The sequence below is a fragment of the Pseudomonas sp. FW300-N1A1 genome (genome assembly GCF_058789115.1).
This window is the reverse complement of the sequence record NZ_JBYTBK010000009.1, coordinates 72,009-93,872: the sequence shown is the minus strand read 5'-3', so window position 1 is coordinate 93,872 and position 21,864 is coordinate 72,009. Positions and strand designations below refer to the sequence as shown.

General features: G+C 60.4%; 16 protein-coding genes and 2 pseudogenes. All 18 read right to left on the bottom strand.

Features of this window, described 5'->3' with window-relative positions; genetic code table 11:
• Positions 1 to 47 precede the first annotated feature (47 nt).
• Positions 48 to 782, bottom strand: coding sequence for an amino acid ABC transporter ATP-binding protein (locus AC3WQN_RS09170; protein WP_095077991.1), 735 nt, complete (start codon positions 780 to 782; stop codon positions 48 to 50).
• Positions 775 to 1,734, bottom strand: a complete 960-nt coding sequence (locus tag AC3WQN_RS09165) for an amino acid ABC transporter permease (protein WP_103401419.1) — start codon at positions 1,732 to 1,734, stop codon at positions 775 to 777. Before AC3WQN_RS09165 ends, AC3WQN_RS09170 begins: the two co-directional genes overlap by 8 nt.
• A gap of 182 nt (positions 1,735 to 1,916) precedes the next feature.
• The gene (locus tag AC3WQN_RS09160; RefSeq protein WP_103401436.1) at positions 1,917 to 2,714 is read right to left on the bottom strand and encodes a transporter substrate-binding domain-containing protein; all 798 of its coding nucleotides are present in this window, start codon (positions 2,712 to 2,714) and stop codon (positions 1,917 to 1,919) included.
• A 192-nt stretch (positions 2,715 to 2,906) separates the two neighbouring features.
• Complete coding sequence (gene mdoH, locus AC3WQN_RS09155) at positions 2,907 to 5,477, bottom strand: glucans biosynthesis glucosyltransferase MdoH (RefSeq protein WP_103401420.1); 2,571 nt, start codon at positions 5,475 to 5,477, stop codon at positions 2,907 to 2,909.
• Positions 5,470 to 7,263, bottom strand: coding sequence for a glucan biosynthesis protein G (locus tag AC3WQN_RS09150; RefSeq protein WP_178081929.1), 1,794 nt, complete (start codon positions 7,261 to 7,263; stop codon positions 5,470 to 5,472). The genes mdoH and AC3WQN_RS09150 overlap by 8 nt, the downstream gene beginning before the upstream one ends.
• Positions 7,264 to 7,570: 307 nt before the next feature.
• Entirely contained in the window at positions 7,571 to 8,008 is a 438-nt protein-coding gene (gene dtd, locus AC3WQN_RS09145) for a D-aminoacyl-tRNA deacylase (RefSeq protein WP_103401422.1), read from the bottom strand.
• A complete protein-coding gene (gene pip / locus AC3WQN_RS09140) occupies positions 8,005 to 8,976 on the bottom strand; it encodes a prolyl aminopeptidase (protein WP_103401423.1) in 972 nt (323 codons plus the stop codon). The genes dtd and pip overlap by 4 nt, the downstream gene beginning before the upstream one ends.
• Before the next feature lie 353 nt (positions 8,977 to 9,329).
• Complete coding sequence (locus AC3WQN_RS09135) at positions 9,330 to 10,511, bottom strand: hypothetical protein (RefSeq protein ID WP_103401424.1); 1,182 nt, start codon at positions 10,509 to 10,511, stop codon at positions 9,330 to 9,332.
• Positions 10,512 to 10,626: 115 nt separating this feature from the next.
• Positions 10,627 to 11,109 (bottom strand): annotated as a pseudogene (locus AC3WQN_RS09130) (alpha/beta hydrolase fold domain-containing protein); the annotation flags it as partial.
• A gap of 106 nt (positions 11,110 to 11,215) precedes the next feature.
• Positions 11,216 to 11,932 (bottom strand): annotated as a pseudogene (locus AC3WQN_RS09125) (glycine betaine ABC transporter substrate-binding protein).
• A 206-nt stretch (positions 11,933 to 12,138) separates the two neighbouring features.
• Positions 12,139 to 12,942: an N-formylglutamate deformylase gene (gene hutG, locus AC3WQN_RS09120; RefSeq protein WP_103401425.1), complete on the bottom strand. Its 804-nt coding sequence runs from the start codon at positions 12,940 to 12,942 to the stop codon at positions 12,139 to 12,141.
• A 10-nt stretch (positions 12,943 to 12,952) separates the two neighbouring features.
• Positions 12,953 to 14,158, bottom strand: coding sequence for an imidazolonepropionase (hutI, locus tag AC3WQN_RS09115; protein ID WP_103401426.1), 1,206 nt, complete (start codon positions 14,156 to 14,158; stop codon positions 12,953 to 12,955).
• Positions 14,159 to 14,175: 17 nt separating this feature from the next.
• Positions 14,176 to 15,585 (bottom strand): amino acid permease, encoded by a 1,410-nt coding sequence (locus AC3WQN_RS09110; protein WP_103401427.1) that lies wholly within the window; start codon positions 15,583 to 15,585, stop codon positions 14,176 to 14,178.
• Positions 15,586 to 15,665: 80 nt separating this feature from the next.
• A complete protein-coding gene (gene hutH / locus AC3WQN_RS09105) occupies positions 15,666 to 17,204 on the bottom strand; it encodes a histidine ammonia-lyase (protein WP_095148232.1) in 1,539 nt (512 codons plus the stop codon).
• Between the two features lie 113 nt (positions 17,205 to 17,317).
• A complete protein-coding gene (locus AC3WQN_RS09100) occupies positions 17,318 to 18,841 on the bottom strand; it encodes an HAL/PAL/TAL family ammonia-lyase (RefSeq protein ID WP_103401428.1) in 1,524 nt (507 codons plus the stop codon).
• 156 nt (positions 18,842 to 18,997) lie between these two features.
• Entirely contained in the window at positions 18,998 to 19,822 is an 825-nt protein-coding gene (locus tag AC3WQN_RS09095) for a quaternary amine ABC transporter ATP-binding protein (protein ID WP_095144604.1), read from the bottom strand.
• Entirely contained in the window at positions 19,819 to 20,670 is an 852-nt protein-coding gene (locus tag AC3WQN_RS09090; RefSeq protein ID WP_095077980.1) for an ABC transporter permease, read from the bottom strand. Before AC3WQN_RS09090 ends, AC3WQN_RS09095 begins: the two co-directional genes overlap by 4 nt.
• Before the next feature lie 69 nt (positions 20,671 to 20,739).
• A complete protein-coding gene (locus AC3WQN_RS09085; RefSeq protein ID WP_103401429.1) occupies positions 20,740 to 21,708 on the bottom strand; it encodes an ABC transporter substrate-binding protein in 969 nt (322 codons plus the stop codon).
• Between the last annotated feature and the right edge of the window lie 156 nt (positions 21,709 to 21,864).

Below are 21,864 nucleotides of genomic sequence, written 5' to 3'. Positions count from 1 at the left end.
GGAATCCTTGATAAACGTTTCGACCGGCCAGCTATTTAGTCCCGTCCTTACAGGACCTGACGCAAGAACGCCTGCGCCCGCGGATCCTTCGGCGCATCGAAGAACTCGGCCGGCGAGGCGTCTTCCAGCAATTTGCCGTGATCGAAGAACAGCACCCGGTCCGCCACTTCCCGGGCAAAGCCCATTTCGTGCGTCACACAGACCATGGTCATGCCTTCCACGGCCAGGGTCTTCATCACGTCCAACACTTCGCCGACCATTTCCGGGTCGAGCGCCGAGGTCGGTTCATCGAACAACATGACCTTGGGCTCCATCGCCAATGCCCGGGCGATTGCCACCCGCTGTTGCTGACCGCCGGACAGGCGTGACGGGAACTCGTGGGCCTTCTGCGCAATACCGACCTTTTCCAGCAGCGCCATGGCCTTGGCCTCGCGCTCCTTCTTGCCGCGCTTGCGCACGACCTTCTGCGCCAGGCAGAGGTTTTCCAGTACGGTCATGTGCGGGAACAGGTTGAAGTGCTGGAACACCATGCCGACTTCACGACGATAGGCGTTGACGTCGGTTTTTGGGTCGGCCAGTTGCAGGCCGTCGATGCTCACCGAACCCGAGTCGAACTCCTCCAGGCCATTGAGGCAGCGCAGGAAGGTCGACTTGCCGGAGCCGGACGGACCGATCACCACCAGCACTTCGCCCTTGGCCACTTGCGTGGTGACGTTGTCGACCGCGCGAACCACCTGGCCACGGGTATCGAAGACTTTTATCAGATCGCGGACTTCAATCACTTTGCGCGAGCCTCCGCTCAAGCCGGCTGGCCATTTTCGACAGCGGCAGGTTGATCAACAGGTACAGCCCGGCCACGCAGAACAGGATTTCGAACGGCGAGAACGAGGTGGTGATGACTTCACGGCCGCTTTTGAGCAGCTCGGTGATGGCAATCACCGACACCAGCGAGGTGTCCTTGACCAGGCTGATGAACTGCCCAGCCAACGGCGGCAGCACGCGTTTGAACGCCTGCGGCAGCACCACGTGGCGCATCGACTGGCTGGCATTCAGGCCCAGCGAGCGAGCGGCTTCGTTCTGCCCACGGGCAATCGACTGTACGCCGGAACGAATGATCTCGGCCACATAGGCACCGGTGAACAGCGACAGCGCAGCGATCCCGGCGAATTCGCGGGACAGGTTCAGCACCGTGCCGATAAAGAAGTAGAAAATGAAGATCTGCACCAGCAGCGGCGTACCGCGCACCAGTTCGATGTAGACGATCGACAGGTCACGCAAGGTCGGGTTGTTCGACAGCCGACACAGGCCCGTTGCCAGCCCGATCAGCAGCCCGAGCACGCCCGACACCACCGACAGCCACAGCGTTGTCCACAGCCCCCACATCAGCGGCCCCGCGGCCCAATGCCGGGTGACACCAATCACGTCACCCTCGGCCACATCGTCGCCACGGGCCACTTGCAGGCTGTTGTCGTCGACGGTCAGCACCTGTTCGGTGCCGGCATCGTTGCGCAGGGTCACTTCAGCCTTGTCGCCCTTGCGCACCAATTCACTGACGGTGGAGATGTCGGCGGCACGCTGGGTTTCTTCGGCGTGGTAGGCGAAGTACTGCGGCACGCGATTCCAGCGCCACTCGTAGGACATCAGCGAGGTGGCGTAGTACAACGCGCCGGCCATGCCGATCAGCACCAGCACGGTCAGTACGTGCCAGGGCCATTGGGGTTTTTTATGTTTCATCTAAGGGTAAATCCATAACGATCAGGGCGCCCGCTCCCTCTGTGGCGAGGGAGCTTGCTCCCGCTGGGGTGCGAAGCGGCCCTGAAATCAGCCACCGCGCAACGTCGGGTAGAACGAGTCAACCGGTTTACGACTGCTTCGCAGCCGAGCGGGAGCAAGCTCCCTCGCCACAAAGATCGGCCTTACTCCATGTCTTTTTGCCAAGCGGTGTCTTTGAACCACTTGTCATGGATGCGATCGTAGGTGCCGTCTTCGTGGATCTGGTTCAGGAAGTTGTTGATGAAGTTGAGGCTGTCGTAGTCGCCCTTCTTCAGACCGAAGGCCAGTGGCTCGTAGGTGAACGGCTTGTCGAGGAACACCAGTTTGCCGTTGCCAACCTTGTTGACCGCGACCACGTTGTACGGTGCGTCGTAGATAAAGGCATCGGCCTTGCCGTTGACCACGTCGAGCACGGCTTCCTGCTCGTTGTCGTAGCCGTGGTACTTGGCCTTGGAGATCAGTTTCCTGGCGACCATCTCGCCGGTGGTGCCCTGCTTGGAGGTGATGCGGTAGTCAGCGGTGTTCAGGTCTTTGTAGGACTTGATGGTGCCTTCCAGTTCCTTGCGGATCAGCAGGGTCTGGCCGACCACGATGAAGGGTTCGCTGAAGTTCAGGCGCAGGTTGCGTTCCTGGGTCAGGGTCATGCCGCTGCCGATCATGTCGAACTTGTCGGTCAACAGGGCCGGGATGATCCCGTCATAGCCGGTGGACACCAGCTCCAGCTTGACGCCCATGGCCTTGGTCATGGCCTTGAGGAGATCGACTTCGAAGCCGATGATTTCGCCGCGCTTGTTGGTCATTTCGAACGGCATGTAAGTCGGGTCCATGCCGACTTTCAGCGTGCCGCGCTTGACCGCGTCGTCGATGGCGCCGGCTTGCGCCGCGTTGACTGCAACCAGTGCCGTGACGCCGAGCAGCAGCATCGAGAGATACTTCTTCATCATCAAAGTCCCCAATCTTTTTGTAGTAAGGCGCGCAAATCGCCGTTTTCCTTTGGAAAACCGGCAGATACGGACAAAAAGTTGTCCGGGCGTACCAAGGAAGGGAGCGATGCTAACGCACTCGGCCGTTTGCACAAGGGGTTACAGAAAATCCGCTAAAAAAAAGCCCCGCGGGTTAGCGGGGCTTTCTCATCAGGCTGGTTGCGCCTGGATTATGGCCGGCTTGAGCGGCAACAGCGGTGCATGAGGGTCGGCTTTCACCGAGTCTCGCCACGCGCCCAGCCACTCGGCATGGCCTTCGCTCCAGACCTGCTCATGCAGGCGAGCCAGGGCCACCGGATCGCTGAGCAATTGCAGGCGGTCATGGTTGTTCAACCCGGCAGGCCCGACTTTCAGGGCATGCCTGACCCGCTCGGTGCGCAGCCACTCGATCGGCTCGGCCTGACCGTGACGCGAGGTCGCCAGCGAGCACGCCAGGGCGTTCTGCTGCGGGTCGACCACGGCACGGATAAAGCCGTCGTTCAGGGCATGCCAACGGTTTTCGTGGGTGTACTGGTCAGTCGCCAGCAAGGCCTGTGGCGGATTGTATTCCTCGGGAATCAGGAACAGGCTCTCGTCACGGGATTTCAGGCCCAGGCCCACGCGACTGGAGATCACCGACACCGGGATCGACAGCATCAGCGAGCCAACGATCGGCACCAGCCACCACAGGAAGCTCGGGTTCAGCCAGATCACCAGCAAGGCCCAGAAGAAGCCCAGCAGGGTCTGCGGACCGTGGCGCTTGACCGCTTCGCTCCACGGCGTGGAGTCGTCGTCACGCTGTGGCGAGTTCCAGGTCGCGGCCCAGCCGAGGAACGCGGCGAGCACGAAACGGGTGTGGAAGATCATCCGCACCGGCGCCAGCAGCATAGAGAACAACATCTCCAGCAGCATCGACATCGTCACCTTGAACTTGCCGCCGAACTCTTTCGCGCCCTTGGCCCAGATCAGGATGATGCTCAGCAACTTCGGCAGGAACAGCAGCACAATGGTGGTCGAGAACAGGGCGATGGCCTTGTCCGGATGCCATTGCGGCCACAGCGGATACAGTTGGCGCGGCTCCAGGAAGTACTGCGGCTCCATCAGCGTGTTGACCGCCAGCAGCGCCGTCGACAACACCAGGAAGAAGAACCACAGCGGTGCCGACAGGTAGGACATCACGCCGGTCAGGAACACCGCACGGTGCACCGGGTGCATGCCCTTGACCAGGAACAGGCGGAAGTTCATCAGGTTGCCGTGGCACCAGCGACGGTCACGCTTGAGTTCATCCAGCAGGTTCGGCGGCAGTTCTTCATAGCTGCCCGGCAGGTCGTAGGCAATCCACACGCCCCAGCCGGCACGGCGCATCAGCGCAGCTTCAACGAAGTCGTGGGACAGGATGGCCCCCGCAAAGGCACCTTTACCGGGCAACGGCGCCAGGGCGCAGTGCTCGATGAACGGCTTCATGCGGATGATCGCGTTGTGACCCCAGTAGTGGGATTCGCCCAGTTGCCAGAAGTGCAGGCCGGCCGTGAACAGCGGACCGTAGACACGGGTGGCGAACTGCTGCATCCGCGCATACAGGGTGTCCATGCCCGACGCACGCGGCGCGGTCTGGATGATCCCGGCGTCCGGCGTGGCTTCCATCAAGCGCACCAGACTGGTCAGGCACTCACCGCTCATCACCGAGTCAGCGTCGAGCACGACCATGTACTTGTAGTCACCGCCCCAACGACGGCAGAAGTCGTCGAGGTTACCGCTCTTGCGCTTCACGCGGCGGCGACGGCGGCGGTAGAAGATCTTGCCGAAGCCCTTGGCTTCGCGGCAGACGTCCAGCCAGGCCTGCTGCTCGGCCACGCAGATGTCGGAATCATTACTGTCACTGAGGACGAAGAAGTCGAATCGATCCAGGTCACCGGTCGCAGCGACCGACTCGAAGGTTGCGCGCAAACCGGCGAACACCCGTGGGACGTCTTCGTTGCAGATCGGCATCACCAAGGCGGTACGAGCGTCCTTGGGAATCGGCTCGTTACCGGCGCTTTTACCGGAAATGCGGTACTTGTCATGCCCGGTGAGCAACTCGAGGAAGCCCATCAGCGCCGTCCAGAAACCGGCCGAGACCCAGCAGAACAGAATCCCGAACAGAATCAGGATGCTGGTTTGCAAGGCATACGGCAGCACCTGAGTGGCGGTTTGCATCAGTGGTTGATGCAGAACCTCGTCCAGATCGACGAACGACCAGCCCTGGTACGGCATGATGCCTTTCATGTACCAGCCGGCGACGATGGTCTGGCCGAGCATCAGCACCAACAGGATGTAGCGACGGATCGAACCGACGGTACGCCAGCGCGCGGCCGGCAACACACGCTCATCTTTCGGCGGGTTCGGCGGGTTGGTACGCCCGGTCAGGCGCCGCCAGCCACGCACCAGGATGTTGGTACGCCATGGCTCGGGTACGACCTTGGTCCGACGAATCGGTGGGGTGGCCTTCAGGCACACCCGACCGCTGGCGTCGAGCGCCAGCATCTCGGCGTCCTCCAACTCCTGCGCGGAATTGAGGGTCAGTCGACGACCCACCGAGGCTTGTGCAGCCTCGACCGGTTCGTCGAACGTCCTGGACGACAGGCGCTCATGCAGCTCGCTGAAGGACTTGCAGCCCGCCAGTTCGGCGCGCTGCTCATCGGTCATTGGCAGGTGGGCCAGGTACTCGCTGAGAGACTCTGGCTGTGCTTGGGAATTACTCATCGGCAGGCAACTGATAGCTCCAGGTCTCGGTCAAGACTTGCTCGGTTTTAACCGCTGACTCTGAGGTGGAGAGTGGTGTGGCTGGGTTCGCGTCGGCAGCCACAGGCTGCTTGGCGTCTTTGTTGTCCTTGTCCTTGTCCTTGGCATCGTTGCCAGCTTGCTGGGCTTCAGCCTGCCTGGCTTCCTTGTCTTTCTTCTCCTGCTGTTTGGCGGCGACCTTGTCAGCCTTGGCAACAGCGGAGTTCGAGGTGGCTACCAGGGTCTTGGCTGGCTCGACAGGGGTAACGTCCTTGACCAGGGCCGCGCGCATCTCGGTGGACTTGCTCGGGTCCTTGATCTTCATGCGCAGCGTCAGGCGCCAGCCCTTGGTTTCAGGGTTGTAGCGCACGCTGTTCTCGACCAGTTCGGCGTTGTCACCCACGCTCACCTGGCTACGCACTTCGGCCGTCTCCGGCAGGGCCTGCAGGGACGGGCCTTCGAAGTCCACCAGGTAGGCGACGCTGCCGTCCGGCTGGCGAATCAGGTTGGACTGCTTCACGTCACCGGTGGAACGCAGGGTCTGTTCAACCCAGGCGCTGTCCGGCGAGTGCAGGGAAGCCTCGTCGATGGTCCAGTGCATGCGGTACGCGAAGTCCAGCGGCTGACCTGCTTCCGGCAGTTTTTCCGGGCTCCAGAAGGCAACGATGTTGTCGTTGGTTTCGTCGGCGGTCGGGATCTCTACGAGGTCGACAGTGCCTTTGCCCCAGTCGCCCTTTGGCTCGATCCAGGCGCTTGGGCGCTTGTCGTAACGGTCATCGAGGTCTTCGTAATGGCTGAAGTCACGACCACGCTGCAGCAGACCGAAACCACGCGGGTTCTCAACCTGGAAGTTGCTCACGGCCAAGTGTTTCGGGTTGTTCAACGGGCGCCAGATCCACTCGCCGTTACCGGCATGGATCGACAGACCGCTGGAATCGTGCAGTTCGCGACGGTAGTTGAGGACTTTCGACGGCTGGTTGGCGCCGAACAGGAACATGCTGGTCAGCGGGGCAATCCCCAGCTTGCTGACCTTGTCACGCAGGAACATCTGCGCCTTGACGTCGACAACAGTGTCGCTGCCCGGACGCAGGGTCAGGCGGTAGGCACCGGTGGCACGCGGCGAATCCAGCAGGGCGAAAATCACCAGGTGCTTGTCGGTCGGTTTTGGCTGCTCGATCCAGAATTCGGTGAAGCGCGGGAACTCTTCACCCGACGGCAGTGCGGTGTCGATGGCCAGGCCACGGGCAGACAGGCCATAGACATGGCCCTTGCCGACGACGCGGAAGTAACTCGCGCCGAGCATGGTCATGATTTCGTCTTGCTTGTCGGCCTTGTTGACCGGGTACAGCACACGGAAACCGGCATAACCCAGTTGTTCGGTGGCCTTGGGATCGAACTTCACGTCGCCGAAATCGAAACGATTCGGGTCGTACTTGATCTCTTCAACGGTGCTGGCGGTGATTTCGTTGATCTTCACCGGCGTGTCGAAGTGCATGCCCTGGTGATAGAACGACAGCTTGAACGGGGTTTTCTTGTCGGCCCATTCAGCTTTTTCGGTCAGGAAGCGGATTTTTTGATAATCCGCGAACTTCATTTCACGGAATTCGTTTGGCAGATTGCTGCGCGGGGCTTCGTACTTCTTCCCGGCCAGCTCTTTTGCCTTGACCGCCACATCATCCAGGTTGAATGCCCAAAGCTGGCCGGCGCTGAGCAGGCAAAGCAGTGCAGAGCCCGTCACCAGTGCATTACGTAACCGTTTAGCAGACATTCTTGGTGCATTACAGGGACTAACAATCACGAGCAACCCTCGCCGAAAACAAATCAAAAAACCAACGGCTAGCTATCTATGCGCCAGGTTGGCGAGCATTGTTCCGACTCCGCTGGGGCAAAATGATTCCCCAAACGGTCGCGAACAAGTCTCTACCTAAGTCAAAAATGGGCCAACGAACGCTGATCCCCGTAGCGCGGGATTATCTAGTAGCCCGCGTTACAACGCATCAGGGGTAACAAAGTATTTATCGCGAAAAACCCCTGTTTCACCCTGAAATACGCCTGAAAAGATGTTTCAAACGCTTTCAGGTCTGCAACAGGAAGGTCACCGGGCCGTCATTGACCAGGTGCACCTGCATATCCGCGCCAAATCTGCCCGATGCGACTTTGCCATGCAACTGTTGCGCCCTGGCTAATAAATAGTCAAAAAGCGCTTCTCCCAGTGCCGGTGGGGCTGCGGTAGAAAAGCTCGGGCGCAACCCGTTCTTGGTGTCGGCGGCCAGGGTGAACTGCGAGACCAACAGCAAACCACCCTCGACATCGGCCAGGGACAGATTCATCTTGCCCTCGGCGTCGCTGAACACCCGATAGTTAAGCAGCTTATGCAGAAGTTTGTCGGCACTGGCCTTGGTGTCGTCCGGCTCCACGGCCACCAACACCAGTAGCCCTTGGTCGACAGCACCCACAATCTCCCCCGCCACTTCGACTCGCGCGCCACGCACGCGCTGTAGCAGGCCCTTCATGCTTCTTCAGGCGGCAGATCGAGCAAGCGCCGCGCCATCTGGCTGGCTGCGCGCACCAAGGCATCGGTGATCCCCGGTTCGGACGCCGCGTGACCGGCGTCGCGGATCACCTGCAGCTCACTGTTGGGCCAGTTCTGATGCAACTCCCAGGCATTGTCCAGCGGGCAGATCACGTCGTAGCGGCCGTGGACGATGACCCCCGGCAAATGGGCGATCTTGCCCATGTTGCGGATCAACTGGTCAGGCTCGAGAAACGCATTGTTGGTGAAATAGTGGCATTCGATCCGGGCAATCGACAGTGCGCGCTGCGGCTCGGAGAAGCGATCGACCACCAGCGGGTTCGGGCGCAGGGTGGCCGTACGGCCTTCCCAGAGCGACCAGGCCTTGGCCGCGTGCATCTGGGCAATCTGGTCGTTACCGACCAGACGCTTGTGGAATGCATTGAGCAGGTCGTCGCGTTCGTCGTGGGGGATGGGCGCGATGTAGTCCTGCCAGTAGTCAGGGAACAGGCGGCTGGCGCCGGCCTGGTAGAACCATTCGATTTCCTGCGGACGGCAAAGAAAGATCCCGCGCAGAATCAGACCGTGCACACGCTCAGGATGGGTTTGCGCATAGGCCAGAGACAGGGTCGAGCCCCAGGAGCCGCCGAACAGCACCCATTTTTCGATGCCCAGATGCTGGCGAATCCGCTCCAGGTCGGCGACCAGATCCCAGGTGGTGTTGTTTTCCAGGCTGGCATGCGGGGTCGAACGGCCGCAACCACGCTGATCGAAGGTGACAATGCGATACAGATTCGGATCGAAGTAGCGCCGGCTCTGTGCATCGCAACCCGCCCCCGGGCCGCCATGAATGAACACCACCGGCAAACCTTCCGGTGAACCGCTCTCGTCGACATACAGCGTGTGGGTTTCATCGACGGCCAGATCGTGCCGGGCGTAGGGTTTGATCTGCGGGTACAAAGTCTGCATTGCGCGCTCCGTAAGGGGTCGAGGTCATCCCTGGGGGGACTTCTATTATTCTGCCGTCCGGCATCATAAACCCGAATGGTGCAATGAGCATGTCCTTGGAGAGTCAGAGTTTTGCCGCGAGATACCAGAGCAGAGGATCGGACTGCGCCACCGTGATGAATGCCGGCGACAGACCACGAGGAAAAGGGTGCCCCCGCAAACAGAAAAACCGCCATCTCAGCGAATTGGTTGAAATGGCGATTTTAGGCTTAACCTTCAATCCTCATGGTCAATTGAAACGGTTGCGCCACGGCGAACTCGATCGGTTCGATGAGTCGAGGCGGATACAAGTGGCGACGACAATCCGTTGATCCTTAATCCACGGCAAACTGAACCATCCCACTGTTCGGGGAAACTAGACCGTCTTTAGTCTGCCGCGCTGCGATGAGATGAGTGCCACGGCCAAGCATGAGCGAGGCACTCCACTTATTACCCACGACCTCTGCTTCGATCGACCAGGAACCCCGATAGTCAAATACTTCAACGGTAGCACCTACTTCACAAAGTCCTTCGGCCACCACGACGTCACCGTAAAAGAAACGATCTCCAAAGCGAGGCTCCATTAGTAATGGTGGATGGGGGTTTTCACCGGCATCAACTACGCCGATTTCCAAGCTTTCGTTCCGTCCAGATATTCTTCTTTCGTGTCCATCAGTCACAATAACATATAGAAAATGACGACCAGCCCGGGACAGCGGCCCGAGGCGTACGTACCAACGATTGCCGATTACATGTCCTACATTACCCATCGGATAGGGGGGCATGATTCCCACATAAGCATCACCGCGCGTGTTCGAAGTTGGTGTACAAATGCCCGTGAAATCGGCATAACCACCCACCGCGTAAACACTTTCATTGGGGGGATTAGTAATGGTTATTTTTAGCTTATTGTTCTCCAGCCCTATACCGATCCAGCGTTCCGTAACGTGAGAAACAACATTGTTAACTACCTTCGTGATCTTAACGTAGGATATTTGGGCTTCTTCCCAGCTGTGGCTGAAATACCAAAAAGCTCCATCCACATCGCCCGTCCCTAACAAGGTGTCATCCACATCCCGGATGTAAATCGCTTCCCCCGATACATGAGGGCCCGAGAACAAGACATTGTCACCTACAGCAGCAAAACTATTGAAAGCTGCCGGCGCAGTCACCATCGGTGCAGCCACCGAGGATGGTTTTCGTACATGGAAGTTACGCTCCTCGGCTGGATTTGAAACAACGCCATCAAGGGTTTGCCGCACCTGAATACGTCTAGCCCCTGGCCCAACGTTATTCAACGTAATACACCAATTGGTGCCAATCGCCGGTACGGGCTCCCATGTAAAGGCAAACAATATTTCCACGACGGCACCCTCCAGACAGGTACCCGCGCAGCGGACATTAACGCCATCATGCTCAATACCTTCTTTAGGCCACTCAATCACCGGAGGCGGAATATTTTGAGTTCCAGAAGCATCGACTGTTTTTTCGAGTGAAACCTGTTCTATGCCTGTCATGACTTGAGCACTCCTTATTCGAGCAAAATTGCTGCGCTGCCAGGAGATTGTTACGGCAATCAGAGGCGCAAAACACCTGTCACAAATGACAGTTGCGACAAACGGCTGCCATCAATCAGAGTTTTGCCGCCAGATAACCGAGGAGCGTTTCGTACAATGCATCCACCTCGTCAGCCTGCCCTCGCGCCCGCAAACAACGTGAACCAGCCCCACGCCGTAATACAGCGGCGGCATTCAGCCGTTCGGCATAGAGCCCGCCGTCATCACGCAGCGGATCGAACTGCGCCACCGCAATCCATGCCGGTGGCAGTTCGCTGAAATCCGCGGCGAGCAACGGCATCGCATAGGCTCCCGGCTTGGCCGTGCCGCGCAAGTACAACGCGTTATAGCAATCCACATTGCTGCTGAGCAATGGCGCATCAAAGCATTCACTGCGCGACGCTAACCGGTGATCGCCCCCCAGCCCCGGACAGATCAGGACCTGCGCAGCCGGCAACGGCTCACCGGCGTCGCGCAACGCCAGACATAGTGCAGCAGCAAGATTGCCACCCGCACTGTCACCGACCACCAGCGTGCGTTCGGGGTCCAGTTGAAAGGGCACACACACGCCTGGCGCAACCCGTTCAGGCTGCTTTCGGTGCTGTAGAAACTCAGGGTTTTGTCGACGAACGCCGAAAGCTGTTCTGATAAAGGATAGGTTGTCATCAGTTTTTCAGGCTGGCCTGAACCGTGGTCACACCATCCTTGCCATCAACACTGCTGACACCCGCCAGCCAGCGCTGAAGATCTTCCGGATGGTCACGCAGCCATTTTTTGGCGACGTCCTGGGGGCGTCTGGCGCTCCATGATCGGCACCATCAACTGACTTTCCTGAGCGGCGGTGAAAGTCAGGTTTTCCAGCAGGCGATTGACGTTCGGGCACCGCTTGGCGTAATCGGGAGCGGTCACGGTGGAGACAGTCGCCGCCCCTTCGTTCGACCCGTAGACGTCTTCGCTGCCGGTCAGGTAGGCGATCTTCATGTTGATGTTCATCGGGGGTGGGGGCCAGCCGACGAACACTACGAACGCCTTGCGATTCACCGCACGCTGAACGGCAGCGAGCATGCCCGCCTCACCGGATTCGATCAGTTTGAAGTCCTTCAGGCCGAAGTGATTGGTTTCCAGTAACCAAGGAAGATATCCAGGCGATTGTCGCGGATGCCGGCGAAGATGATTTGCTGCACGGCGCTGGTCTGCTTACTTTCGTAGCCAAGGCCATTGAGCAGCACATCGGCCATGCCGCTGGTGGCGATCACGTCGGTCCAGTTGACCACGCCCATGCGTACGGTTTTACAGGAGGAGGCGTCAGCGGCCATGGCGCCGGCGCTCAACAGAGCGGTGCCGCAGAAGATTGAGAGACAGCGGGTGAACCGTCTTTTCATCAGAAGGGTCTCGTACGGCAGCGGATTATTGTCGGGCCGGTGTCTATGTGCACCGTGACCAGGGCATTACGCAGCAGACGAGCGGTGAAAGCGACCTGTGGCGACCGTGTTTGCACGGTGGCGACTAAAAGATCGCAGCCTGCGGCAGCTCCTACAGGTTTTGTGTACCCCAGTAGGAGCTGCCGCAGGCTGCGATCTTTTGATCTTTAACCCTTGTAGTGCTGCTGCCCCCAGGCCAGTAGCCCTTGCAGCAGTTCTTTCAACACCACCTGGGTCGGCGCCGCCAGGTCGGGGCGATAGCGGAACGGCTCGAACTCTTCCATATAGGTGCACTGGCCCAACTCCAGTTGCACCGCATGAATGTTTTCCGCCGGGTTTCCGTAATGCCGGGTGATGTGACCACCCTTGAAGCGCCCGTTGAGTACATGACTGTAGTCCGGGTGCCGGGCACAGATGGCTTCCAGTTGGCTGGCCAGCTGTGGATCGCAACTGGCGCCATTGAAGGTGCCCAGGTTGAAGTCCGGCAGCTTGCCGTCGAACAGGTGCGGGATCACCGAGCGGATCGAATGGGCATCGAACAGCAGCGCGTAGCCGAACTCGGCTTTGAGTCGCGCCAACTCCTGCTGCAAGGTGCCGTGGTACGGCGTCCAGATCTGTTCCAGGTAGGTAGCACGTTCCTGCGCGGACGGCTCCAGCCCTTCGCGGAACAACGGCACGCCATCAAACAACGTCGCTGGGTACAGGCCGGTAGTCGCACCGACGTACAGCGGCTTGTCGTCGGACGGACGATTAAGGTCGATGACGAACCGTGAGTACTCCGCCGCCAGGGTGCTGGCGCCCAGTTCAGCGGCAAACTCGTAGAGCGTTGGAATGTGCCAGTCCGTGTCCGGCAGGCTGCGTGCCTCAGGGATCAAACCGGCCTCGACCGCAGGCGTCAGGCGCACACCGGCATGGGGCATGCTGATCAGCAGCGGCACCCGGCCTTGTTTGAAGTTCAGAACCTTATCCACAGCTGTTCTCCTATAACTCGACTTCAACGCCGTGACGCACGACGCGTTTTTCCAGGTCGCCGCCCAACCAGTACGACAGGTCGGCCGGACGATCGATCTGCCAGGCGACGAAGTCAGCGACTTTGCCCACTTCCAGCGAGCCATGGGTCTGTTCCATGCCCAAGGCCTTGGCCGCATGGATGGTCGCGCCCGCCAGGGCCTCTTCCGGGGTCATGCGGAAACAGGTGCAGGCCATGTTCAGCATCAAGCGCACCGACAACGCCGGTGAAGTACCGGGGTTGAGATCGCTGGCGATGGCGATCTTCACCTGGTGCTTGCGCAAGGCCTCCATTGGCGGCAACTGGGTTTCACGCAGGAAATAGAAAGCCCCCGGCAGTAACACCGCAACGGTACCGGAGGCAGCCATGGCAATGGCATCGTCTTCGGTCATGAACTCCAGGTGATCCGCCGACAACGCGTGATAACGCGCCGCCAGGCTGGAACCGTGCAGGGACGACAGCTGCTCGGCGTGCAGTTTCACCGGCAAACCGAGCTTCTGTGCGGCGATGAACACCCGCTCGACCTGGGCCGGCGAAAACGCCAGGTACTCGCAGAACGCATCCACCGCATCCACCAGCCCTTCGGCTGCCAGTGCCGGGAGCATTTCGCTGCAGATATGGTCGATGTAGTCGTCGGCGCGGTCGGCGTACTCCGGCGGCAAGGCGTGAGCGGCCAGGCAGGTGCTGCGCACGCTGACCGGCAGTTCGGCGCCAAGACGACGGATCACCCGCAGGATTTTCCGCTCGCTGGCCAGGTCCAGGCCATAACCGGATTTCATCTCGATGCTGGTCACACCGTCACGCAGCAGGCTTTTCAGGCGCTTGGCGGCACTGGCAAACAGCTCGTCCTCGCTCGCTGCGCGAGTCGCGCGCACGGTGCTGGCAATGCCACCACCGGCGGCTGCGATCTCGGCATAACTGACGCCTTGCAGACGTTGTTCGAACTCGCCACTGCGGTTACCGCCGAACACCGTATGGGTGTGGCAGTCGATCAGGCCCGGAGTGACCCAGGCCCCCGCGAGGTCATGGACCTCGGGGTAATAATCGGACGGCAGCTCGCTACGTGGACCAATCCACTCAATGTGCGCACCTGACGTCACGATGGCGGCATCCTCGATGATCGAGTAAGTGCCCTGCGCCATGCTTGCAACGTGGCAGTGTTGCCAGAGAGTTTTCATCCGAGGCCTCCGTTAGGTTATCGATGGGACAAAGAAGAGTCGGGGGTGACCTCGACCGCTTGCCCGGCCGCCGGTTTGACCCACAGCTTGTAAGCGATCACCAGCAGCACGATCCACACCGCGCCGACCACCAGCGCCGCCTGGGTATCCGGGAAGTAACCCAGTACGCCGAAGACGAACAGCATGAACACAATCGCCGCTGCCGGTGCATAAGGCCAGAACGGAACCGGGAAGTGCAACTGAGCGACTTGCTCGCGAGTCATGGAGCGACGCATGGCCACCTGAGTGACCAGGATCATCAACCAGACCCAGACGGTCGCGAAGGTCGCAATCGAGGCGATCACCAGGAACACGTCTTTCGGGATCAGGTAGTTCAACACCACGCCGCCGAGCAACGCAGCACCCATCACCACCACGGTCATCCAGGGCACGCCCTGTTTCGACAGTTGGGCAAAACTTTTTGGTGCATGACCTTGCTGGGCCAGACCGTACATCATGCGGCCGGCACCAAAGATGTCGCTGTTGATCGCCGAGACTGCCGCCGAGATCACCACGATGTTGAGGATGGTCGCCGCCGAGCTGATGCCCAGGTTGTCGAAGATCTGCACGAACGGGCTGCCCTGGCTGCCAATCTGCGGCCACGGATAGATGGCCATCAGCACAAACAATGTCAGCACGTAGAACAACAGAATCCGCAGTGGCACCGCATTGATCGCCCTTGGAATCACCCGCTGTGGGTCCTTGGCTTCACCCGCCGTGATACCGATGATTTCGATACCACCGAAAGCGAACATCACCACGGCCAACGATGCGATCACGCCACCAATGCCGTTAGGCATGAAGCCGCCATGGGCCCAGAGGTTGTCCAGGCCGGTGGCCTGTTCGGTGCTGGCCGAGCCGATCCCGAACAGCATGATGCCGAAACCGCCGAGGATCATCGCGACGATGGCAGCGACTTTCAGTAGCGACAGCCAGAACTCCATCTCACCGAAGACTTTGACGTTGCACAGATTAAGCCCGCCGATCAGCAGCACGATGCCCAATACCCAGACCCAGCGCGCGACCTCCGGGAACCAGAAGCCCATATAGATGCCGAACGCGGTGACGTCCGCCAGGCAGACGATGATCATCTCGAAGGCATAGGTCCACCCCAGGATGAAGCCGGCCATCGGCCCCAGGTAGGTGCTGGCGTACTGACCGAAAGAGCCTGCAACCGGGTTATGCACCGCCATCTCGCCGAGGGCGCGCATGACCATGAACACCGCTGCGCCACCAATCAGGTAGGCCAGCAGCACGGCCGGGCCGGCCATCTGGATGGCCGAGGCAGAACCGTAGAAAAGCCCGGTGCCGATCGCCGACCCCAGTGCCATGAAGCGAATATGTCGGGCGGATAGCCCGCGTTTCAAGCCTTTATCTGGCTGTTGCATTTCTCGTCCCTAATTATTCTTATCGGGGAAATCGTCATGTTGATCGTTCCCACGCTCCTGCGTGGGAACGATCATCGGACTTACAGGCTCGGCAGCAATTTCGCTACGACCAGCTCATTCAGGCAGCGCGATGCCAGCAGCTCGCTCGCGGCATTGATGTCCGGTGCGAAGAAACGGTCTTTCTCGTAGAACGGCACTTTGGCGCGCAAGGTGCTGCGGGCTTTTTCCAGTTTCGACGAGGTTTTCAGGCCGTCGCGCAGGTCCAGGCCCTGGCAGGCAGCCAGCCACTCGACCGCGAGGACACCACGGGTGTTCTCGGCCATTTCCCACAGGCGCTTGCCAGCCGCCGGGGCCATGGACACGTGGTCTTCCTGGTTGGCGGAAGTCGGCAGGCTGTCCACCGAATGCGGATGGGACAACGCCTTGTTCTCGCTGGCCAGTGCGGCCGCGGTTACCTGGGCGATCATGAAGCCGGAGTTCACGCCACCGTTGGCCACCAGGAACGGCGGCAGTTGCGACATGTGCTTGTCCATCATCAACGAGATGCGGCGTTCGCTCAGGGAGCCGATTTCAGCGATGGCCAGGGCCATGTTGTCGGCGGCCATGGCAACGGGTTCGGCGTGGAAGTTACCGCCGGAGATCACGTCACCTTCAGCCGCGAACACCAGCGGGTTGTCCGATACGGCGTTGGCTTCGATCGCCAACACTTCAGCGGCCTGGCGGAACTGGGTCAGGCAGGCGCCCATGACTTGTGGCTGGCAACGCAGGGAGTACGGGTCCTGAACCTTCTCGCAGTTCTCGTGCGAATCGGACACTTCACTGCGCTCGCCCAGCAGGTCGCGGTAAGCCGCGGCAGCGTCGATCTGGCCTTTCTGGCCACGGGCAGCATGGATCCGCGCATCGAACGGCGAGCGCGAGCCCAGTACCGCTTCAACGGTCAGGCCACCCAGCGCCAGGGCGCCAGCGAACAGGTCTTCACCTTCGAACAGGCCACGCAGGGCGTAAGCAGTCGACACTTGAGTGCCGTTGAGCAGGGCCAGGCCTTCTTTGGCGGCCAGGGTCAGCGGGGTCAGGCCGGCAACTTTCAGCGCTTCGGTGGCCGGCAGCCATTCACCTTTGTAACGGGCCTTGCCTTCGCCCAGCAGCACCAGCGACATGTGGGCCAGAGGCGCCAGGTCGCCGGACGCACCGACCGAGCCTTTCAATGGGATGTGCGGGTAGACCTCGGCGTTGATCAGGGCGATCAGCGCGTCGATCACTACCCGGCGAATACCGGAGAAGCCACGGCTCAGGCTGTTGACCTTGAGCACCATGATCAGGCGCACCAGGGCGTCGGAGATCGGCTCGCCGACACCGGCGGCGTGGGATAACACCAGCGAGCGCTGGAGGTTTTCCAGGTCTTCGCTGGCAATACGGGTCGAGGCCAGCAGGCCGAAACCGGTGTTGATGCCGTAGGCCGTGCGGTTTTCCGCGAGGATCTGTTCCACGCAGGCAACGCTGGCTTCGATTTGCTCCGATGCACTGTCGTCCAGCGTAACGCTGACCGGTTGTTGGTACACGGCACGCAGTTGGGCAAGGCTCAGTTGGCCTGGGATAAGGTTCAGCGCAGTCACATTCATTCTCCTTTTGAGAGTTTTCTATTAACTAACCAGACGCTCCGGATAATTCCGTTGTCCGTCGCTTCCCGCTTTTTGAGGGGGGTTAGCGCCTTGGCACGCTGGCTGGGTCGATATCAGTTCAGGGTCGGTAAAGCGTTGTGCAGCAATGTCGGGTCTTTCAAAATCGAGGCCGCACTGGCGATGTCCGGTGCCAGCCAGCGGTCCTGGTCGTAGGCCGCAACGCGCTCGCGCAGCAGGCGCCAGGCGGTGTCGGTACCGGCGCCGAAACGCTGCTCCTTCAGGAATTCGAATGCCTGGGCGGCCAACAGGTACTCGATGGCGAGGATCTGCGTGCAGTTTTCCAGCACCCCGTGCAGCTTCAGCGCCGCGTTGGTGCCCAGGCTCAGGTGGTCTTCCTGCAGGCCCGAGGTCACGTAGTTGTCGAGTACCGCCGGTTGCGCCAACTGACGGTTTTGCGCACACAGCGAGGCTGCGACGTACTGGACGATCATCATCCCGGAGTTCACCCCGGGATTGGCTACCAGGAACGCCGGCAGGCCACTGACGTGCGGGTTGATCAAGCGATCGAGGCGACGTTCGGCAATCGAGCCGATTTCCGCCATGGCAATCGCCAGCAGGTCGGCCGCCATGGCCACCGACTGACCGTGGGGGTTAGCCTGGGACACCACCCGGAAGTTGTCCGGCGTGCCCAACAGCATCGGGTTGTCGGAAACGCCGTTGAGCTCGGTTTCAATCTGCCGGGTCGCGTGTGCCAGCTGATCGCGGGCAGCGCCGTGAACCTGCGGGATCGAACGAATGCTCAGGGCATCTTGAGTACGAATACCCAGGCTGGACGCGATCACTTCGCTGCCATCGAGCAAGGCCCGCAGGTTGATCCCCACCTGCTGCATGCCCGGGTGCGGTTTGAGCGCAATGATCTCGGCATCGAACGCCGCGATCTGACCGCGCTGGGCTTCGAAGCTCATGGCGCCGATCACGTCGGCCCATTGCAGCAAATGGGTAGCGTCGGCCAGGGCCAGGCAGCTGAGGCCGCTCATGCACGGCGTGCCGTTGACCAGGCACAGGCCGTCTTTGGCGCCGAGAACGACCGGCTTCAGACCTTCTTCGGCCAAGGCTTGCTGCGCCGGGACGATCTGCCCGCGGTAGCTGACATTGCCGACACCCAGCAGGGCAACGCCGATGTGGGCCATGTGCGTCAGGTAACCCACCGAGCCTTGGGACGGCACTTGTGGGGTGATGCCCCGGTTGAGCAGCGCCAGCAGCCCTTCGACAACTTGCCGGTGCACGCCGGACTTACCATTGCTGTAGTTGAGGATCGCCGCGCAAATGATCGCCCGGGTCTGCTCGTTCGTCAGTGGCGCGCCAACGCCACAGGCGTGGCTGAGCAAGGTGTTGCGCGATAGCTGGCTCAACTGCTCGCCTTGCAGGGAGACGTTGCACAGCGCGCCTAGACCGGTGTTGACGCCATAGGCGCGTTCGCCGCTGACGACGATGCGCTGGACGATGGCCTGGGCGTTTTCGATCCGCGCCCAGGTACTGGCCGCCAGCTCAAGCTGCGCGCCACCCCGTGCGACCGCCACCACATCCTGCCAACGCAACGGGGTATCGGCGATAACGTTTTTTTCAGTCTGGGACATTTGAAGCCTCATACAAACTTTGTTGATGCGTTACACCCGTGGCGAGGGAGCTTGCTCCCGCTGGGGTGCGAAGCAGCCCCAAACATTCTGCGACCGCTACGCGGTCGAACGGGAGCAAGCTCCCTCGCCACACAACAGTCTCGCCATCATCGACACTCAAACCACCGCCGCGCGCCGCTGCACGAAACGGTCAACGTACTCATCCGCCGGCGAATGCAGGATCTCTTTCGGCGTGCCAACCTGGATCAGGCGGCCGTCCTTGAGGATCGCGATACGGTTGCCGATGCGCACGGCTTCATCGAGGTCATGGGTGATGAACACGATGGTCTTGTGCAAGGTCTTCTGCAGCTCCAGCAACTGGTCCTGCATTTCGGCGCGGATCAGCGGGTCAAGGGCGCTGAAGGCTTCGTCCATCAGGATGATGTCAGTGTCGGCCGCCAGTGCCCGGGCCAGGCCGACGCGCTGGCGCATGCCACCGGACAGCTGATGCGGGTATTTGTTTTCGTAACCTTTGAGGCCCACGGTGTTGATCCAGTGCAGGGCGCGCTCACTGCACACTTGCTTGCTTTCGCCGCGCACTTTCAGGCCGTAGGCGACGTTGTCCAGCACACTCTTGTGGGGCAGCAGGCCGAAGCTCTGGAACACCATGCTGATCTTGTGCCGGCGAAACTCGCGCAGTGCTTCCATGTCGTATTGCAGGATGTCCACGCCGTCCACCAGGATCGCGCCGCTGGTCGGGTCGATCAGGCGGTTGAAGTGGCGCACCAGTGTCGACTTGCCAGAACCCGACAGACCCATGATCACGAAGATCTCGCCGGTGCCGATGCTCAGCGACAGGTCGTTGACCCCGACCACGCAGCCGGTCTCGGCCAGCACCTGGTCTTTGCTCTTGTTCTGGCGAATCATGTCCAGCGCGTCAGCCGAACGATTGCCGAAAATCTTGAAGACGTTTTTGACTTCGATCTTGGCTGCGTTGCTCATTTGCTCACCTCATGCCGTGGCCGGCCGTAGGCCTGGGTAATGCGGTCGATGACCACAGCGAGAATCACGATCGCCAGACCTGCTTCCAGGCCACGTCCGACGTTGAGGGTCTGAATGCCGACCAGCACGTCCTCACCCAAGCCACGGGCACCGATCATCGAGGCGATGACCACCATCGACAGGGCCATCATGGTGGTCTGGTTGATCCCGGCCATGATGCTCGGCAGGGCCAGTGGCAATTGCACACCGAACAGTTGCTGCCAGCGGTTGGCACCAAACGCATTGATCGCCTCCATCACCTCGCCGTCGACCTGGCGGATACCCAGGTCGGTCAGACGAATCAGCGGCGGCGCGGCGTAGATCACCGTGGCGAAAATCGCCGGGACCTTGCCCAGGCCGAACAGCATCAGCACCGGAATCAGGTACACGAAGCTCGGCATGGTCTGCATGATGTCCAGCAGCGGCATCAGCACCGAACGCAGACGGTTGCTGCGCGCCGACAGAATGCCCAGCGGCACGCCGATCAGCACCGAGATGACCGTCGCCACCAGCATCAGCGCGAGCGTCTGCATCAGCTTGTCCCACAGGCCAACCGCACCGACCAGGAACAGCAGACCGACAATGACGCCCGTGGTCACTACTTTGCGGGTCGCGTGCCAGGCAACGCCCGCCACGATCGCCAGCATCAACCACCATGGCGCCGCACGCAGCAGGCCTTCGAGGTTGACGATGGCCCAGAGCAGGGTGTCGGAGATGTGGCGGAACACATCACCGTAGTTGGTGACCAGCGAATCGACCCAACTGTTGACCCAGTCGGCGATGGAAAAGGTAAAGCTTTCAGGAAACATAAGAGGCTCTCAATCAAGGGGTTGCGATCAAGTGTCCGACTGCCGCCTACGGCAGCCGGAAGGCTTGACCTACAAGGCCGCGTCGATTTTCTTGGCTGCGTCTTCACTCACCCAGGCGTGCCAGACTTCAGGATGTTCCTTCAGGAAGATCTTGGCCAGTTTTGGCGACTCGATCCGCTCTTTGGTCATGCGCGCCAGGTTCTGGTTCAACAGATCGATGGGCAGGTTGACCTTCTCGAGCACGGTGACCAGTTCCGGAGCCTCGTCGTGGAAGGTCTTGGACAGACCGACCTTGATGTTCACGCTCTTGTCCACACCTGGCTTCTCTTCCAGCTTCACCACGTCGATCTGGCCCATCAGCGGGGTTGGCGACCAGTAGTAGAACAGGATCGGCTCGCCACGCTTGTAGCTCGACAGTACGGCGGCATCCAGCGCCGGGCCGGTGCCTGGGCGGAAGTTGGTGTAGGTGCTTTCCAGGCCATAGCTCTTGAGCATCTCGCTGTTGTCCAGCTCACAGGTCCAGCCAGCCGGGCAGTTATAGAAACGGCCCTTGGACGGCTCTTCCTGGTCCTTGAACACCGCTGAGTATTTACCCAGGTCGGCAATGTTTTTCAGGTCCGGCGCCTTGGCTTCCAGCTTGCGCTTGGCATCGCCTTCAATCACATAGCGCGGCACGTACCAGCCTTCGACGGCACCCACCACCGGCGCGCCGACACCGACGACCTTGCCGGCTTTCTCGGCCTTGTTCCAGACTTCGCTGCGGCCTACCCACTCCTCGGCGAAGACTTGAATATCGTTGCTGCTCAGGGCGTTCTCCATGGTGATGGAGTTGCCTGGCAGGCTGTCAGTCTTGCAGTCGTAGCCTTTCTCCAGCACCACCTGCATCACGTCGGTCAGCAGCATGCCGCTTTCCCAGTTCAGCCCGGCGAATTTCACCGGCTTGCCGGATTCACACCAGCCGGCGGCCTGAGAGGCGCCTGCGCTGGCCAACAGGCCCACGGAAATCAAAGTGCTCAGCAGAGTCTTGTTCATTTTCATTGTGTGACGCTCCTAATCAAGAATTGGCTTACGGCAGTCAAGAGGCATCCAGTCCTGTCCACGTCCAATTGAGCCAGTCCGCTGTAGCGCGGCGTGCTCCACTCAGCTTTTGTACGGTCACCGCCTTGATCTGCGGGCTATCGCCTGGACGATCGC